Source organism: Porphyromonas gingivicanis JCM 15907 (assembly GCF_000614585.1).
Classification (GTDB): domain Bacteria; phylum Bacteroidota; class Bacteroidia; order Bacteroidales; family Porphyromonadaceae; genus Porphyromonas; species Porphyromonas gingivicanis.
Genome location: NZ_BAKX01000005.1, coordinates 1 through 14,484, shown reverse-complemented (window position 1 = coordinate 14,484; position 14,484 = coordinate 1). Strand labels below are relative to the sequence as shown.

At 42.8% G+C, this 14,484-nt stretch carries 23 protein-coding genes; 3 read left to right on the top strand and 20 right to left on the bottom strand.

Going from position 1 to position 14,484, the window contains the following annotated elements:
• Positions 1 to 25 precede the first annotated feature (25 nt).
• From JCM15907_RS11085 to JCM15907_RS06070, 12 genes are all read right to left on the bottom strand, one after another.
• On the bottom strand, positions 26 to 523 hold the full coding sequence (locus tag JCM15907_RS11085) for a ribonuclease P protein component (RefSeq protein ID WP_051522416.1): 498 nt from the start codon (positions 521 to 523) through the stop codon (positions 26 to 28).
• Positions 513 to 1,268 carry a uroporphyrinogen-III synthase gene (locus JCM15907_RS06120; protein WP_025843131.1) on the bottom strand — a complete coding sequence of 252 codons (756 nt, stop codon included), beginning with the start codon at positions 1,266 to 1,268 and terminating at the stop codon, positions 513 to 515. The genes JCM15907_RS11085 and JCM15907_RS06120 overlap by 11 nt, the downstream gene beginning before the upstream one ends.
• A gap of 25 nt (positions 1,269 to 1,293) precedes the next feature.
• Positions 1,294 to 1,968, bottom strand: coding sequence for a DUF4271 domain-containing protein (locus tag JCM15907_RS06115; RefSeq protein ID WP_025843130.1), 675 nt, complete (start codon positions 1,966 to 1,968; stop codon positions 1,294 to 1,296).
• 15 nt (positions 1,969 to 1,983) lie between these two features.
• Complete coding sequence (locus JCM15907_RS06110; RefSeq protein ID WP_025843129.1) at positions 1,984 to 2,841, bottom strand: hypothetical protein; 858 nt, start codon at positions 2,839 to 2,841, stop codon at positions 1,984 to 1,986.
• A 2-nt stretch (positions 2,842 to 2,843) separates the two neighbouring features.
• Entirely contained in the window at positions 2,844 to 3,341 is a 498-nt protein-coding gene (locus JCM15907_RS06105) for a hypothetical protein (RefSeq protein ID WP_159099923.1), read from the bottom strand.
• Complete coding sequence (locus tag JCM15907_RS06100) at positions 3,302 to 3,745, bottom strand: MlaD family protein (RefSeq protein ID WP_025843127.1); 444 nt, start codon at positions 3,743 to 3,745, stop codon at positions 3,302 to 3,304. Before JCM15907_RS06100 ends, JCM15907_RS06105 begins: the two co-directional genes overlap by 40 nt.
• A gap of 49 nt (positions 3,746 to 3,794) precedes the next feature.
• Positions 3,795 to 4,976, bottom strand: coding sequence for an N-acetylmuramoyl-L-alanine amidase family protein (locus JCM15907_RS06095; RefSeq protein WP_081773812.1), 1,182 nt, complete (start codon positions 4,974 to 4,976; stop codon positions 3,795 to 3,797).
• A 78-nt stretch (positions 4,977 to 5,054) separates the two neighbouring features.
• Entirely contained in the window at positions 5,055 to 6,158 is a 1,104-nt protein-coding gene (gene ychF, locus JCM15907_RS06090; protein WP_025843125.1) for a redox-regulated ATPase YchF, read from the bottom strand.
• A gap of 160 nt (positions 6,159 to 6,318) precedes the next feature.
• A complete protein-coding gene (locus tag JCM15907_RS06085) occupies positions 6,319 to 6,501 on the bottom strand; it encodes a hypothetical protein (RefSeq protein ID WP_148297476.1) in 183 nt (60 codons plus the stop codon).
• Positions 6,502 to 6,687: 186 nt separating this feature from the next.
• Positions 6,688 to 6,996: a hypothetical protein gene (locus JCM15907_RS06080; RefSeq protein WP_025843123.1), complete on the bottom strand. Its 309-nt coding sequence runs from the start codon at positions 6,994 to 6,996 to the stop codon at positions 6,688 to 6,690.
• Between the two features lie 67 nt (positions 6,997 to 7,063).
• Positions 7,064 to 7,426, bottom strand: a complete 363-nt coding sequence (locus tag JCM15907_RS06075; protein ID WP_025843122.1) for a hypothetical protein — start codon at positions 7,424 to 7,426, stop codon at positions 7,064 to 7,066.
• 115 nt (positions 7,427 to 7,541) lie between these two features.
• Positions 7,542 to 7,844 (bottom strand): hypothetical protein, encoded by a 303-nt coding sequence (locus JCM15907_RS06070; RefSeq protein ID WP_148297475.1) that lies wholly within the window; start codon positions 7,842 to 7,844, stop codon positions 7,542 to 7,544.
• Positions 7,845 to 8,133: 289 nt separating this feature from the next.
• Between JCM15907_RS06070 and JCM15907_RS06065 the strand changes: the two genes are divergently transcribed.
• Positions 8,134 to 8,607, top strand: a complete 474-nt coding sequence (locus tag JCM15907_RS06065; RefSeq protein WP_036885586.1) for a PaaI family thioesterase — start codon at positions 8,134 to 8,136, stop codon at positions 8,605 to 8,607.
• 234 nt (positions 8,608 to 8,841) lie between these two features.
• Here the strand turns inward: JCM15907_RS06065 and JCM15907_RS06060 are convergent, their stop codons facing one another.
• The 8 genes from JCM15907_RS06060 to JCM15907_RS06025 form a co-directional block, all read right to left on the bottom strand.
• Positions 8,842 to 9,681, bottom strand: coding sequence for a DNA adenine methylase (locus JCM15907_RS06060; RefSeq protein WP_025843119.1), 840 nt, complete (start codon positions 9,679 to 9,681; stop codon positions 8,842 to 8,844).
• A 192-nt stretch (positions 9,682 to 9,873) separates the two neighbouring features.
• The gene (locus JCM15907_RS06055; RefSeq protein ID WP_025843118.1) at positions 9,874 to 10,335 is read right to left on the bottom strand and encodes a phage tail tube protein; all 462 of its coding nucleotides are present in this window, start codon (positions 10,333 to 10,335) and stop codon (positions 9,874 to 9,876) included.
• Between the two features lies 1 nt (position 10,336).
• Entirely contained in the window at positions 10,337 to 10,711 is a 375-nt protein-coding gene (locus JCM15907_RS06050) for a hypothetical protein (protein ID WP_148297474.1), read from the bottom strand.
• A complete protein-coding gene (locus JCM15907_RS06045) occupies positions 10,668 to 11,012 on the bottom strand; it encodes a hypothetical protein (RefSeq protein WP_025843116.1) in 345 nt (114 codons plus the stop codon). Before JCM15907_RS06045 ends, JCM15907_RS06050 begins: the two co-directional genes overlap by 44 nt.
• Positions 11,012 to 11,176, bottom strand: coding sequence for a hypothetical protein (locus JCM15907_RS13010; RefSeq protein WP_159099922.1), 165 nt, complete (start codon positions 11,174 to 11,176; stop codon positions 11,012 to 11,014). Before JCM15907_RS13010 ends, JCM15907_RS06045 begins: the two co-directional genes overlap by 1 nt.
• A 164-nt stretch (positions 11,177 to 11,340) precedes the next feature.
• Complete coding sequence (locus JCM15907_RS06035; RefSeq protein WP_025843115.1) at positions 11,341 to 11,733, bottom strand: hypothetical protein; 393 nt, start codon at positions 11,731 to 11,733, stop codon at positions 11,341 to 11,343.
• A 1-nt stretch (position 11,734) separates the two neighbouring features.
• Positions 11,735 to 12,532: a hypothetical protein gene (locus tag JCM15907_RS06030; RefSeq protein WP_025843114.1), complete on the bottom strand. Its 798-nt coding sequence runs from the start codon at positions 12,530 to 12,532 to the stop codon at positions 11,735 to 11,737.
• A gap of 25 nt (positions 12,533 to 12,557) precedes the next feature.
• Complete coding sequence (locus tag JCM15907_RS06025; RefSeq protein WP_025843113.1) at positions 12,558 to 13,475, bottom strand: HK97 family phage prohead protease; 918 nt, start codon at positions 13,473 to 13,475, stop codon at positions 12,558 to 12,560.
• A gap of 172 nt (positions 13,476 to 13,647) precedes the next feature.
• On the opposite strand from JCM15907_RS06025, the gene JCM15907_RS06020 reads away from it, so the two are divergent.
• Both JCM15907_RS06020 and JCM15907_RS11080 read left to right on the top strand, forming a co-directional pair.
• Positions 13,648 to 13,938: a hypothetical protein gene (locus tag JCM15907_RS06020; protein ID WP_025843112.1), complete on the top strand. Its 291-nt coding sequence runs from the start codon at positions 13,648 to 13,650 to the stop codon at positions 13,936 to 13,938.
• On the top strand, positions 13,938 to 14,484 hold a 547-nt coding region (locus tag JCM15907_RS11080; protein ID WP_036885584.1), incomplete at its 3' end, for a hypothetical protein. The genes JCM15907_RS06020 and JCM15907_RS11080, both read left to right, overlap by 1 nt.

Here is a 14,484-nt window from a genome sequence, read left to right as displayed (position 1 = left end):
GCAGTAGGATAAGAAACTACTTGACTCATGAAGGATTTTCTGACGCATCGCCCTCTCCTTGAAGTGCTGTGGTGCTATCTATGCTCTTTTCTACAGAGGGATTGGGTGGACAATCGTTATCGCGATGTTCCTCTCTCTTGAGCCACTCTCGCTCTAACCTACGGAGTATCTTCTCCATAGCCTTGTAGACCGTGGCATAAGAAGGCATCTCATCGGCTATCATCAATACTGCGAAATGCAGAGAAGTATCAGCCTTTTCCAAACTCTCGCGGAGGGGAGCTTTCTGAAGGCGGAAGCTCTCTCGCACCAACCTTTTGAGTCTATTACGGTCTACAGCGTGCTTAAAACGTTTTTTCGGCACACTTATAAGTAGAGCAAGCGGAGCCTCTCTACCCCTCTCTCGAACCACTCGGTAGACTACCCTAAATGGGTATGCCACAAAAGTATCTCCGCTTGCAAAGAGCTTGCGGAGGGTATCTCTTAAATATATTCGTTCTGATTTCTGAAGTCTACTACTCTGCATGCTGAGAGAGATAGAGGTCAAGCGCGGCAGGCATAGAGGGCACACCCGGTACGGGCGCTGCAAAGTCCAGTCGTAAGCCAGCTTGCTCAACCGCCTCTGCAGCCGAATCGCTGAAAGCACCTATCACCTTGTCTCCTTGCTCAAAGTTAGGACACAACTCCTTTAGAGCTTTGATTCCATAAGGACTGAAGAAAAGAATAATATCGTGGTCAAAAGCCATTGGTTCTTCATCCAAACCACGTGTTACCGTTCTGTACATTACAGCGTGGTTAAAGGTGATCTTCTTCTCCGTGAGCATATCAAAGAGCGTATTCTCTGCATTCTCCGAAACGGGAAGGAAATAGGTTTCCTTAGGATGCTTGGCAATGGTTGCCACCAAGTCTGCAAGCTGTCCGTTGTCTCCAAAGAAGACCTTACGCTTACGGTACACTATATACTTCTGCAAATAGAGGGCAATAGACTCACTCGGACAGAAATATTTCATCGACTCAGGTATAGTGAGGCGTAATTCTTTAGCAAGGGTAAAGAAGTTGTCGATAGCCGATTTAGAAGAGAGGATTACCGCTGTGTGAGAGAGGATATCTACCCTCTGTCGACGAAACTCTGAGGGTTCTACCGTAACCACCTTAATGAGTTGACGAAATTCTAAAGAGTAACCATGCTTTTCGGCAATAGAGTAGTAGGGAGATCGTCCAGAAGTCGGTTCTGGTTGCGATATGAGTATCTTTTTGGTCGGTGTGGTCATATTTTCTATTACTACAAAATTAATACTACCCCCGTATAGCCATCCAAGCCAATAGGGCAAAGGGTGCTATTTCGTGGGTACAAAGGTACAAAGAAAGTTGTAGATATGTAATATTTGTCTCTTTCAACACACTCAACGTACGCCGTATAATAAAGAGCCTCCAAAGCACAAACGTAATGCTGGCGAGCCATATACCTATCTCGAAACCACCCGAATAAGTCATCATAAGAATAGCGATGTAAAGGGGAAAAGACCATAACCACTCCAAGAGATTATAGCCGTCTCTCCACGAGTTGTAAAGAGAGGGGGTGAGATACACATACCCCAAAGTCCGATAGAGTAACCTATGCAAAACGAAATAGAGATATATGCCCACAAAGAGTAACGATAGCACCAGCAATGTCTCTTCCAAAGCTATACCTACCAAACGCCCCTTGGCATCTAAAAAAAGGTAGACAATAAGCGAGAGCGAGAGCGTAAACTGCAAGCGCCCCAAGAGAAGGAAGAAAGAGGGAGCTATATACCTTTTAATCTCTTCGAAGAAGATACTCTCTTTATAGTAAACTGCTGCCTCAAAAAGACGAGGGTAGAGACGAGGGATACGATACGATGCAAACCCCAAAAAGAGCAACCCTAAGAGCAACAACAGATAAGCAACGTCATAGATAATCTGTCCTGTCCAAAAGTAAGCATAGGGCATAGCAGTAGCAATGATTTAGCTTCGAGGCGCGAGGGGGTCTTTTTCAGTTACTTGTCCTAACGCCTTTTGATAACGTGTATAGCGTGCTTTGAGACTTTCTCTCTGCTGTACCCATTGGGCAAAGAGGAAAGTCTCCACCAAGGGCTTCTGATCCGCACGGCTCAGAGTATAGCGAGTAACTATTTTTCCCTCATGGTGTAGCTCCACCCTTAGCGGTACACTATCTTGATAGCACATATATACATAAAGCCCCAAAGCATAACTATCATTCGGGGGCAACTGTAATGTAGCATGATGCCTCCCACCAGCCGTAAAGGTGTGGTTATGGTCATCTCCTGTGTCGAAAACTCTTGAGCGCACGGCAATCTCTTGCGAAGAGGTCAGTCCGATAGCATCATATTTCAAAGGTCTGCTACCTATATAATAATGTGTAAGGCTCAAAAAGCCCTTTGGATGTGCCGAAGCGTAGAGATAATTACCCATCTGCGTTGGAACCTGCCTATGATTCTGCGCACAATACTTAGCCTCTTGGAGTTCGCTCTCAGGTATAAAAACCATCTTTTCTTCGAGGCTATCTAAACGCACCTGAAGCCCTTCGAGAGCCTGCTCTATGGAGTCTAAGAGAAAGGTGTACTTCTGCGAAAGAGCCTTACGACGCCAAGCAAGTGCCTCCTCTCGCAAAGCGAGGTCAGATGCCCATACGCTATCAATAGAGTCGGCAAGGGTTATCGCCTGTACAAAAGCCCCCTCTGCCACATAACTCTGCAACTGCTCCAATGCCTGCTTACGTTCTTTCTTATCGGAGGAGCAGCCTCCCAGTCCTAAGGTCATAAGGAGGGCAACACCCACCCCAAAAGCTATTTCTCTTTTCATCGTTAGAAGACACTTATTTTGAGATATTTCTTCGGATTAGCTTTAATATCCTTAACAAGGGTATCTATGGTTTGTAGCAAGCTATTGATTTCGTTATACAACTCATTGTTGTGCACCAACTTGCCAATAGTACCATCAGTAGAGTTGATTTGCTGAGTTATCTTACGCAACTCTTCGCTGGAGGTCTCTAAGTTTTGCACCAATGTTTTGAGTTCGATTTCGTCCAGCTGACGAGTAAAACGCTCAAGACGTACTGCAGAAGAATCTGCAGCTCGGAGTATATTCGCCACATCTCCTTTCATATAACCATCTACCTTGGCAACAACACCCTCTATACCTTGCATTGCTACATTGGCTCTCTGTACAGTAGCATGTACCTCCTTGAGAGTAGCCCGTATTACGGGGTCGTTGGCAATGGTATTGATAGCAGAGAGGGTAGAGTCTATCTTGGGCAACATCTTTACCACAGTGGGTAAGATAGTATTCGTAACCACAGACATAGGGTCATTATCGGGAGGAACAGTCTCCAAATATCCTCCCTGTTCCAAGATTTCGGAAGAAGCACCCAAATGCAAATCCAACTGTGCTCCTCCAAAGAGGGAGAGGCGAGCAGTGGCAGATGTGCCTTGGGCAGACGTATAGACTTATCAATGTTTACCTTTACCAAAGTAGTAGCATCATGCTCCATATCAAACTCTAAGCCCTGCACCGTGCCCACTTTGTATCCATTGATGAGAACAGGAGAAGCAACCACAATACCCGAAACATCTTTGAAACGAGCATAATAGTACTTCTCATTGCTAAAGACGGAGAGCCCTTTCAAATAATTTATACCTAAATAAAGGATTAGAGCAGCAAGCACTACCCAAAATCCTACAAGAGCTATTTTCGTTGTTTTCTTCATATATCGCTATGTTTTTGTGGTGTGTATTTCTGTTTATTGCTATACGTTGTCAGTATATAGTACCCTTTCGAACACCATTCTTATAGATCACAATGTAGGCTCCGGGGAACTTTTTCTTATACTTTTTGAGCTGTTTACGAGCCTTGTCTTTATCACCTACTACGTCTACCACATAGCAGTACATCTTGCCGTTGCGCTCACAACGAACTTTCTCTCCCTTAAAATCACGGTCTTTGGTCGATACTTTTTTCTTCAAAGCCATGATTTGTATGGCATAGGTTTCCCCTTTGGCGGAGGTAGAGGGTGTTGCAACGGGAGCTTTCTCTTCTGCTTCGGGCTCCTCAACAGCTGGCTCGGGCGAGGGTTCCTCTATGGGTTCGAGCTCTTGTACGGGAGGCTCAGGCTCATTAACTTGAGTATTCTCCACCGTAGTAAGTCCAAAACTTTTGTTATAGGCTTTGTAGTAATTGCTAAACCCCTCTACAATAGCATTAGAAAGGGTTTGTTGCCCTCGCTGACTTAATAGGAAGGCAGCCTCATTACGGTTAGAAATAAAGCCCAACTCAATAAGGATACTCGGCATAGCAGTCTCTCGGATTACTAAGAAACCAGCCTGACGTACCCCACGATTGATAAGCGATGTTGCCCCCAACTGGTCTTGTACCGCTTTGGCAATCTTTATGCTCTGGTCAAGGTGTTTGTTCTGTAAAAGCTCGAACATGATATAGCTCTCGCTCGAAGAAGGGTCAAAGCCCTGATAAGTGCGTTCATAGTTTTCCTCCAAAAGAATGGATTCGTTCTCCTTCATCGCCACTCGCAAGTTGTCTTCGTTACGCCACAGACCAAGCACATAGGTCTCTACGCCCGAAGCAGAAGACTTGGCAGAATTGGTATGAATACTCATAAAAAGGTCTGCCTTGTTCTTATTGGCAAAATTGGCACGCTGTTGCAAACCGATGAAAGTATCATCTTTACGGGTATATAGCACCTTTACGTTGGGAAATCTTTTGCTTATCATCTCTCCCACACGCAGACCCACAGCAAGGTTAATATCTTTCTCCTTACCACCATGGGCTACTGCCCCTGCATCTTTGCCTCCATGCCCAGGGTCGATAACTACCGTAAAGCGGTTCTTTCCGCCTCGTTGCGCCCAAAGGGAGGTAGCCCCTATGCCTCCGATAAGAAGGAGTAGGCAACACAGACGTACCGTTTTTATCCACTTATATTCCATAGGATATGCCTTTTAGCACTAATCGGTTTTACTCTTTAGTCAGATAACAATCTCGTTTACTCTTCTCTCTTGTCGCTCTTATACGTTGAAGCGGAAGTGCATAATGTCTCCATCTTGCACCACATACTCTTTGCCCTCTACGTTCATTTTGCCTGCTTCTTTTACAGCTGCCTCACTGCCCAAAGCAACATAGTCTTCGTATTTAATTACTTCGGCACGAATGAATCCTTTCTCGAAATCAGTATGAATGATGCCTGCACACTGAGGAGCTTTGCTCCCCTTAATGAAGGTCCACGCGCGGGTCTCGTCAGCTCCCGAAGTAAAGTAGGTTTGTAAGTTGAGCAACGCATAGGCGGCACGGATAAGGCGGCTTACTCCCGACTCTTCCAAGCCTATCTCTTCGAGGAACATCTGACGCTCTTCGTAGGTCTCTAACTCGGCTATTTCGCTCTCTATCTTCGCTGCCACGATGAGCAAACCTGCCCCCTCGCTAGCAATAGCTTGGCGCACTCGCTCTACATAGGCATTGCCTTTAATAGCAGAGGCTTCGTCCACATTACATACATAAAGCACAGGTTTGGCAGTAAGCAAATAAAGCTCGCGCGCAGCTTCCTGCTCCTCCTTCTTGTCAAACTGCACGGTACGTGCGTTGAGTCCCTTTTCGAGTGCCTCTTTGTAGCGTTGCAAAACGCCTACCACAAGGGCAGCCTGCTTGTCTCCGCCCGTCTTAGCCTGCTTTTCGAGCTTAGCAAGACGACTCTCTACCGTTTCCAAATCTTTGAGTTGTAGTTCGGTGTCGATGATTTCCTTATCTCGAATGGGGTCTACCGAGCCGTCTACGTGCGTGATGTTATCGTCGTCAAAGCAACGCAGTACGTGCAGTATGGCATCGGTCTCTCGTATATTGCCGAGAAACTTATTGCCCAAGCCCTCGCCCTTACTGGCACCCTTGACCAAACCCGCTATATCTACAATCTCCACCGTAGCAGGGATAAGGCGCTTAGGCTTATCGATCTCTGCCAACTTATTGAGACGCTCATCGGGTACTGTAATAACCCCCACGTTGGGCTCTATGGTACAAAAAGGGAAATTGGCAGACTGTGCCTTTGCATTGGATAAGCAATTGAAGAGGGTCGATTTACCTACATTGGGCAAACCAACGATACCGCATTGTAACGACATTATTGTGTAACTATCTTTATTTCTATCAGTTTATCAGGACAAAAATAGCCTTTTTGCAGATATTACCGAAAATAAAGGAGGCTCAAAAGTGTACAAAAAAAGCAATGACCACCCTAAGGCAATCATTGCTTCACTATTTCGGAGGAGTATGAACTAAGCGTCAGGCACATCCATTCATACAAGTTGGGAAAAAGAGTTGTATGAATATACAACCCGAAAAGAGGAGTATCGCCGCAAGCAGTGCAGATATGCGACGCTCTTTGGCAGTGCTATTCTTCCTACTCTTAAAGGCTGCCCCTGCATAGCCTGCCAAGCAGAAAAGGAGTACTACCATCACTACCATAGCGAGCACGAAGAGTATCTTAGGGTCAGAAATTACAAATCGGAGGAAGCTCCCCCAACAGCTGCCAGAGCTATAATAACCAAGCTCCACACATCCATTCTCTTTTCTTTCTGTTCCATAACCACTATTGTATTATTTTTTAGTTCAAAAACCGCTTTCCACTGTTCATTCGGGAAGTTAGGGTATTTAGATGGGATTGTAACCTCGCATCAAAACGTCTATAATCACATCTGTAAAGAGTCCCACAGAGACCATTTGGGCAAAGACAGAGACTATAAAGATATAAATCAACCTACGCGTTATAGGTCGTTTTTTTATTAGAGCACGACCGGGAATAATCATTAAGGTTAGAAAACTTGCCAAGCCTAAGATAAATGCTATGACGGATATGACCCAATGATTTCTTACAAAAAAAGGTAAGAAAAAAATCACTGGAAGGGCCAACATAGCCACAATCGTCATAAAAAAATCTACATTGTACTCTTTCTGCTCCATAACTACTATTGTATTATTCTTTCAGTTCATAAACCGCTTTCTACCGTTCACCCCGAAGAGTAGGCTATTAGATTAGCTTAGGAAAGTCCATCAATAAGGATACAACTACTTTCGCCAAAAGAGCAAGGGACAATATTCCTGCAAAAATAGCTACCATAAGAAAGCGTGTCATTTTATAAGTTACAGGTTTGTTTTTTCTCAGAATTCTCCCCACAAAAAAGGCTAAGAAAAAGAAACTTGCAACTCCCACAACGAAAGCTATAATGGAAACAATCCAAGCATCTCCTATAATCCGAGGGAGAGAATCAGCCAATAAAACAACTAAAACGGGGACTACAATATCCCAAGGATCCACTTTTCTATACTCTTTCTCTTCCATCTGTGTTTGAGGTGAAATATCTGCTTCTTCTTTGTAATTTCGATGTGTCATACAAATGTAATCAAAATGTTTTTTATGAAATTAGAAACCTCCTCAGATTAAACCAAGGGGGTAATTTTTCGATGCAAAAAATGTAATAGAAAAGGTTACTCCTACAATAGAATACTTAGATTACTCTAGGGAAGTCTAACATCAAAGCGACAGCCAACCTTCCCAATAACATAGCCCCCAAAAAAGCTATATGAAGTCCTATCATAAGCAAACGATTCTTTTTACGAGTCATTGTATCATTCTCTCTAAGAGCAAACTCTACAAAATAGATTAAAGAAGCAAGACCTAGTATCCCCAAAACAGCCCCTGTAGTAAAAATAACCCAAACATTATTTGTTATCCAAGGAAAAGTAAAAGTCAGAATAATAACTAGAACAGCAGTAAAAATAACCCAAGGGTCTCGTTTATTCTGTTGCATAATAGTAGGCATTAAACTTTACTTCTTATCACCATAATCTCCGTATACTGTTTCTGCACAACCAAGGTATCTATCACCATTCAAGTCTGCTCTACAAAGTTATACCTTTAACCCAAATCAACCATCACATACACCAAAATAAATCAAAAGAACAATAGAAATATTAAAACATATTGGTAAACCTACCAAGAAGGGCTACCGCTACGAGCTATGCCCCTCGCTATTTGTGACTCCTTGCAAATAGGGTATCTTTGTCGGCGCAATAAAAAAACTTAATCTACGCATAACGATGAAATACCCTACCTCCCTACAAGAGCTTTACGCTCCCGAATACAGTCACTGCTTTGGTTGCGGACAGATACACCCCACGGGGCTACATATAAAAAGTTATCTATCAGACAGTGGCACAGAAGCCGAGTGTCGCATCACACCGCCCGACTACTATACGGGGGGAGTGCCTCATAACCTCTACGGCGGAGCCATTGCTATGTTTTTCGATTGCCACGGTACGGGTTCGGCGGCAGGCTTCTACATGGTGCACCATGGTATAGAGGTTACGGCAGAAAACATCGAACGCTTCGTCACGGCTCACTTGGAGGTCGATTACTTGACTCCCACTCCTATGCAACAAGAGCTTAGGATTATAGCCACGCCTACCGAAGTGGGAGCTCGCAAAGTCATTATGAAAATGGAGATGTGGGCGGGCGATAAGAAAACTGCCACGGCTATGATGGTAGCGGTGCGCATACCTGCCCACCACTAAATAGCGAGCCTTACGGAAGTTTTCAAAAAGGGTATCGAGGGGAGCAAGGGGCAGTAAAAAGGACTCCTTCACTCCCTTCTCAACAGCCCACATATAATCGGAAAAACGAAAAGTACAAAGTCGAAAAACGAAAAGTACATATTTAACACAAAGAAACACGCAAACAAAAAGTACAAAAAGGAGGGGCAAAAAAAGTCCCTCCTTACTTTTAGAAGCCGATTAAACGGTAGTTAATCAGAGTTTATAATAGAGTATCTCGGTATTATTACCTCCACTCCCGAACGGGTTCGAGCGAGTTAGCACCTCAGCATCAACAAATGGATGTCTATATCCCCATGACGCGGATGTACGTCGTAGAAAAGGGACCAGGTCAAACTTGGTCGAAGAGAAGTACAAGTAGTTAGAGGTGGGAATAGAGACAAGAAGGTCGAGATAATCATCGTTACTCCAAGTACGTCCTTTGTACCCTCCGCACTCCGTCGCAAAGTATGGAGGATCTATTATAAAGAGCACATTAGGATGTTCTCGATATTTAGATAGAAGCTCTTTATAATCGAGAGAGACAATCTCCAAACCATCTAAATATCTCTCGGATGCATTAGCATCTGAGAGAGCCGTACGGCTCGGGTGGTTGTAAAATCCTCTGGAGGCGAAATCATCGAAGTCGTAAGCAAAGTTGTTCGTAAACAATAGCCACCCTGATAGGCTTACCCAATCAACATACAGATAACGCTCTTGGTGTCGATAGACAGATTGTAGAACTCGAGCCTTATACTCATCAGGTAGGCGTTTATCTCTATCAAGAGGTGAGAGGATAGTTGCTATTTCTTGTCTCAGAAGTTCGGTCTCATCAATATGTTTAAGACGCTCGGAGAAGTTATCATAATCATTATAGATTACTCGAGTATTTTGGAAAATATCTTTTGCAAGTCGCGAGAGTAGTCCAGAGCCTCCGAACAAGTCTACAATAACATTAGGAGGAGGGGTTGTCTGCAGCAGCTGTGCAAGAGGTTTTATCCATCTTCGCTTTTGACCAGCAAAAGGAAGAGGAGCAGAAGCAGTGTATTTAATCATAGTTTTAAGATTTAGGTTCTGTATAAATGCACTACTTTTGTAGTGCCAAACATTCTTTTTTGAAAATAATAGGTGCCAAACCACCCTGGGATATATTCCCCTCGCTGGTGGTTTGGCACCCTTTGTTCTATCCAAGAATGTTTGGCGACAAGTGGATAGAAGGCGAGGGGCTTTTTACGTCCCCTCGATTGTTTATACGGAAGCTGCTACTCGCTTTACCTCTCCTGAGTTGGAGAAAGAAGCTGTAAATGTCATCTCCTCTTGAGCGGAAGAGGTTTCTTCGAAAGAGTCAATGATAAAAAATCCTTCTCTGTACGTGTCTCCCTGCTGAGTTTTACGGAATCCATAGCGCAGCTTTACTTCTGCTCCTTCATAGAGCAAGTCTTCGATTTCCTGTGCGCTAATACCATCATCGCTAAGTTTCACAAAGCAATCGACGCTGATAGAGACGTCTATTGTCTTTACAGACTTTTTTTGGAATTTGGGATTCCCCATGTCCTTATCCACGATTGTCTTCGTGTTGGACTTAACAGAGAGTTTGTGTTGTTTTGCCCCTAAGAGTACCTTATAGCTTTCCGCTCCCGATTTGGCAACATTTACAAGGAGTACGATATCACTCCCGTTTACATATCCAGTTCTTTTTTGTCCTGCCATTTTATCTGTTTTTAATCATGATTACTATTACAAGAAGAGCAACTACATAAAAGAAGAAGGGCACTTCTTGTGTTGGTTTTGAGTTTGTGTAGAGAGTTGGAGAAATTGGTTGTGGAGGAGAGATAGAGTCATTTCGTCTTTTGTTTAGCTCTACTTCTCTGATACGCTCTTTTTCTCTTACTTCTCTTATTACCACGGTATCTCCTGCAAGTTGCACGATAACACTATCACGAATTAGGATTGTGTCTCGCTCGCTACGTACAGAATCGGAGGTGTGATAGTGATGTATTTCTGCGGGTATGTAGCGGGTTTTGCATGAGATAAGAGAGAGACTAAGGAGGCTCATCAGGAGCATCAACGGGTAAATTCTCTTCATAGTCAATTGGTTTCGATTGTGTTGGCTTAATGGGAGGGATACGACGCTTCATATAAAGGGGTTGGTTTACAGCAGATGGAAAAGAGACAGGACATTTTACAGAGAGTCTTGCGATATGCTCTCTCAACTTGATTTGTTCTTGAATTAAGCGAGAGTTACTTTCAAGAAGTTTATCTATTGTCTCTGAATACGTCTCAATACCTTCCGTTTTACGCTTTCGTCGTGAGAGGATTAGATTTATCAACTGTCCTACAATTCCGCCTCCGATTAGGGAAATAATGATTTGTACTAAGTCGTTCATCAGAAGGGAGGCAACTGATTACGCATTTCTCGAAGTTCTATGTGTAGAGACTCTTGCGCAAGTTGTATGTCTTCTATACGTCGTTCAAGTTGATTATAGCGTGTATAATAACCTAAGAGGAACCCTAAGATGAAGCCTAAGAAAAATGCAATAATCAGTGTCATTTCATTGGTGTGTTAAATGGTAATTAAATAGTGGTTAGAGTCTTCTTGCTAAGCTCCTAAACGACCTATATAGGTCTGTGAAAAAAGGTATATAGGTTTTCGGCAAAAGGTATATAGGTTTTGGAAAAAACCTATATAGGTTATAAAGAGCAGAAAAAAGCTACTTAAAGAAGTTGCCATGCTTTATTCCAAACATCATCTGCAGGGGGATTTATTCCATGTTCCACCCTGGTCATAGACTTTGCAAGATTGATAAGTGTTTGCTTATTTGACACTAAAACTTGCGTTGTCTTGTAGCCAGTCATACGAGCAACATAACCACAATATGCCTGTGTATTATTGTTGTCCGAAGGTGGAGCCCATCTTGATATAATAGCTTGTATGCTTGTAAGTCCATGCTTTGTCATATAGATTGAAAGCAACTTCAGCATTGCTCGACAGCCATATTCAATCGATTGGAACTCGCAAAAGGGTTGTCCTGGTCGTGTACATTCGCCCTTCCACTTTACTTTTGCAGGGCGAATGTTTCCAGGGTTATTACGTTTTATTTCTCCCATATTAAGCAGTCTTCACAACGTAAGAACCCTTACCATCGTTGCGCACGAGAGAACCACCTGCACGAACTTGTCCAGAAATCACATCACCATACATTGTGGGGCTGCCTTCATCTTCAAAAAGTTCTACTTCCCCTTTCGCAACAGAAACGCTCTGCTTTTGCCAAGCAAACATTTCTACACCTGTAGGTAAGATTGTTTCTTGCACAATCTCAAATCCATAGTACTTACCAAGGGTTCCTTTTGCCACATCAGCTGATGCAGAAAAGGCTGTTGCTTCGCTTTCTGAAAGAGAATCCAAAAAGTCATAATATCCATCTTCCGTCAACATGACATAGCGGTTCACAAATGGGACTTTGTCCTTTTTGAATTGTTTTGCCGCGGTTTTGATCCAATCTTTAACCGATTCGGATGGCTTTTTCACCACTTTCTTTTTCGCAGTCTCACACCATTTTTTCACAGTGTCGACAGCGACCTCTTCACGAAGTGCTGAACGTGCGTCTCCTGCTACAGATTCACGTTTGTTATAAGAGAGTTCGACTTCTTCTGTTCGACCTACACGAATCGGTTTAATCGCATAGGTATCAATATCATATTTGAGATCTGTATCCTCTCTTTTGCCGACTTCAACGGGGAAAGAAGTCGGATTTTTAACAATTTCCGCGGGAGCACCTGCATTAGGGACATGTACGGAATGTCCAGAAACAAATTCAGAGTGGTCAACGGCTTTTGATAAGATGGAGTCGTCAGCAAAAAGATTACCGACCAATGTATTAATCCAAATTTCTACAAGAATTGGCATGTGTTGTAAGATTTATTAGGTTATGTTATAGAGAAGTTCCAAAGCGTTCTTTGTACTTCTTTGTAAAGAGTTCTGGGTTGGCTCGTTTGAGGGAAGCAAGCATATTACGCTTGTCGAGTTCATCCCAAGAGAGAGTTTCGTAATGAGAACTACCTTTTGAGGATTGATGTACTTGAGCAGAGAGAGAGGTCGCTGGCGTCATCGAAGCAAGCACACTCTTACAGAGTTCCTTGTCTGATGCGTACAATTTTTTGTAGGTATCTCTGTCCGCCTCTTTGATGCGCCCATCACTTACTGCAGAAGAAATAAGAGCATCTCGTTCGGCATCTTCCTGTGCTTGTAACTTTTGTCTGAGTTCTACACACTCGGCAGACAACGCAATGACTTTAGCCGAGACATCTACCATTTTTGCAGTTGTGTCCAAGCCGAGAGCGATATAGGCTTCCGATGAAAGAGCAATCTGTTCTGGTTGTTTGTTCATTGTATTATTAAGATTAAAGTTTGACTTTAGTTGTGCTACATGTTCTTTTACCTCATCTTCATTAAGAGAAATACCATGCCTTGAATAGAGTTTAACTGCTGCACGATTAGACGGTAGAGTTACAGCTGATATCTCCACGAGTTCCCACTTTTCAACAGTATCGAACTCTTCTCCAAAACCCATTTGTTCGATGTGAAATCCTGGGGAAATACCTCGTAAAAAGTTTTTCTCCATTTTTCTTTTGACTTCTTTGGCGAGATCGTCTTCTTCATCAAATTCGATATCTCCAACTAAAAGACTCCCTTCTACATGTAGATTAACACAGCGACCGATTAGGTATTTGGTTTCATGGTCATGTAGGAAAACAGGATTGTTTTTATAACGAGTCAAATCCACCCCTGCATTCGATAGTCTCCAGCCACGATCATTTGTAACCGATTCATCGTTAATTATGATTCTCATGTGTTATTTGTTGCATTATTTGTTGCATTATTTGTTGCATTATTTCTGGTGCAAAATTTGACTTTTACAAACAGACATAGAAACGGATAGGACATAGTGTCCTATCTGTTTTATTATCTGCTGTTTAAGGGTTTAAGTTTGCATTGAATTTCAATTCAACATAGACCTTATTATGAAAAAAACAGAGACCTCTCAGGAGAAAAAGAATTACATCGAAGTAGCAGGTATAAAGTACAACGTGCGTATGAGCATGGGAGTACTACTATCATTCAAAAAAGAGACGGGTAGAGAACTTGATAAATTCGACGAATCCAATCTTGAGGACTCAGCTATCCTCCTCTATTGTATCTGTAAGTCATCGGCAAGAGTAGATAAAAAGGAGTTCCCTTTTGCCAGTCACGAGGAGTTTGCAGATCACATCTCGTTCGAACAGCTTAATTCTATCGATTTGCAGTTTAAGTAATGATCTACCTCAGAGCGGCAAAAAAAATTTATAGTAAGCATAAACAAAATGCGGAAGAAGAGGAATCTTATACACATCTTCTCCCGCAAGGTTGGACGCTACTACTTGAATCGACAAATGGAGTACATTTTAATCAAGGACTTCAAGAAACGACTCTTAATGCACGTCTTTTCTCCGCTAATGGCATAGACTTTACATCTCAATTAAGGGATATAACTCCCCTTTGGAGTGTTACAGATAGCGAGTGGACCGCTACAGGATGGGAGGTCAACTTAAGGAAAGAGGATCTTCCTGGTGTATCTATTTATGCATCGATTGTTTGTAAAATTAATTTTGCAGATGTTCTAAGGCATTTCCCTTTCCTGCCTCCTGTACTCGTAAACATATATCAGGACAAAGAGATAAAAGGAGAGCTATCTGTCTATAACCCCTACTCAATATTAACCATAATACCTGACTCTTTTTCTGTCGCATCAGTGTTGGCAAAAGATGAGCTCTTTAAGGTGTCAGTAAGAGGAGAGAAAGGAGATCCTGGTAAGAGTGTGA

Coding starts and splice junctions, on each gene's coding strand:
- JCM15907_RS11085 (WP_051522416.1), bottom strand. CDS start 523: ATGCAGAGTAGTAGACTTCAGAAATCAGAACGAATATATTTAAGAGAT.
- JCM15907_RS06120 (WP_025843131.1), bottom strand. CDS start 1,268: ATGACCACACCGACCAAAAAGATACTCATATCGCAACCAGAACCGACT.
- JCM15907_RS06115 (WP_025843130.1), bottom strand. CDS start 1,968: ATGCCCTATGCTTACTTTTGGACAGGACAGATTATCTATGACGTTGCT.
- JCM15907_RS06110 (WP_025843129.1), bottom strand. CDS start 2,841: ATGAAAAGAGAAATAGCTTTTGGGGTGGGTGTTGCCCTCCTTATGACC.
- JCM15907_RS06105 (WP_159099923.1), bottom strand. CDS start 3,341: ATGTCTGTGGTTACGAATACTATCTTACCCACTGTGGTAAAGATGTTG.
- JCM15907_RS06100 (WP_025843127.1), bottom strand. CDS start 3,745: ATGAAGAAAACAACGAAAATAGCTCTTGTAGGATTTTGGGTAGTGCTT.
- JCM15907_RS06095 (WP_081773812.1), bottom strand. CDS start 4,976: ATGGAATATAAGTGGATAAAAACGGTACGTCTGTGTTGCCTACTCCTT.
- ychF (WP_025843125.1), bottom strand. CDS start 6,158: ATGTCGTTACAATGCGGTATCGTTGGTTTGCCCAATGTAGGTAAATCG.
- JCM15907_RS06085 (WP_148297476.1), bottom strand. CDS start 6,501: ATGGTAGTGATGGTAGTACTCCTTTTCTGCTTGGCAGGCTATGCAGGG.
- JCM15907_RS06080 (WP_025843123.1), bottom strand. CDS start 6,996: ATGGAGCAGAAAGAGTACAATGTAGATTTTTTTATGACGATTGTGGCT.
- JCM15907_RS06075 (WP_025843122.1), bottom strand. CDS start 7,426: ATGACACATCGAAATTACAAAGAAGAAGCAGATATTTCACCTCAAACA.
- JCM15907_RS06070 (WP_148297475.1), bottom strand. CDS start 7,844: ATGCAACAGAATAAACGAGACCCTTGGGTTATTTTTACTGCTGTTCTA.
- JCM15907_RS06065 (WP_036885586.1), top strand. CDS start 8,134: ATGAAATACCCTACCTCCCTACAAGAGCTTTACGCTCCCGAATACAGT.
- JCM15907_RS06060 (WP_025843119.1), bottom strand. CDS start 9,681: ATGATTAAATACACTGCTTCTGCTCCTCTTCCTTTTGCTGGTCAAAAG.
- JCM15907_RS06055 (WP_025843118.1), bottom strand. CDS start 10,335: ATGGCAGGACAAAAAAGAACTGGATATGTAAACGGGAGTGATATCGTA.
- JCM15907_RS06050 (WP_148297474.1), bottom strand. CDS start 10,711: ATGAAGAGAATTTACCCGTTGATGCTCCTGATGAGCCTCCTTAGTCTC.
- JCM15907_RS06045 (WP_025843116.1), bottom strand. CDS start 11,012: ATGAACGACTTAGTACAAATCATTATTTCCCTAATCGGAGGCGGAATT.
- JCM15907_RS13010 (WP_159099922.1), bottom strand. CDS start 11,176: ATGACACTGATTATTGCATTTTTCTTAGGCTTCATCTTAGGGTTCCTC.
- JCM15907_RS06035 (WP_025843115.1), bottom strand. CDS start 11,733: ATGGGAGAAATAAAACGTAATAACCCTGGAAACATTCGCCCTGCAAAA.
- JCM15907_RS06030 (WP_025843114.1), bottom strand. CDS start 12,532: ATGCCAATTCTTGTAGAAATTTGGATTAATACATTGGTCGGTAATCTT.
- JCM15907_RS06025 (WP_025843113.1), bottom strand. CDS start 13,475: ATGAGAATCATAATTAACGATGAATCGGTTACAAATGATCGTGGCTGG.
- JCM15907_RS06020 (WP_025843112.1), top strand. CDS start 13,648: ATGAAAAAAACAGAGACCTCTCAGGAGAAAAAGAATTACATCGAAGTA.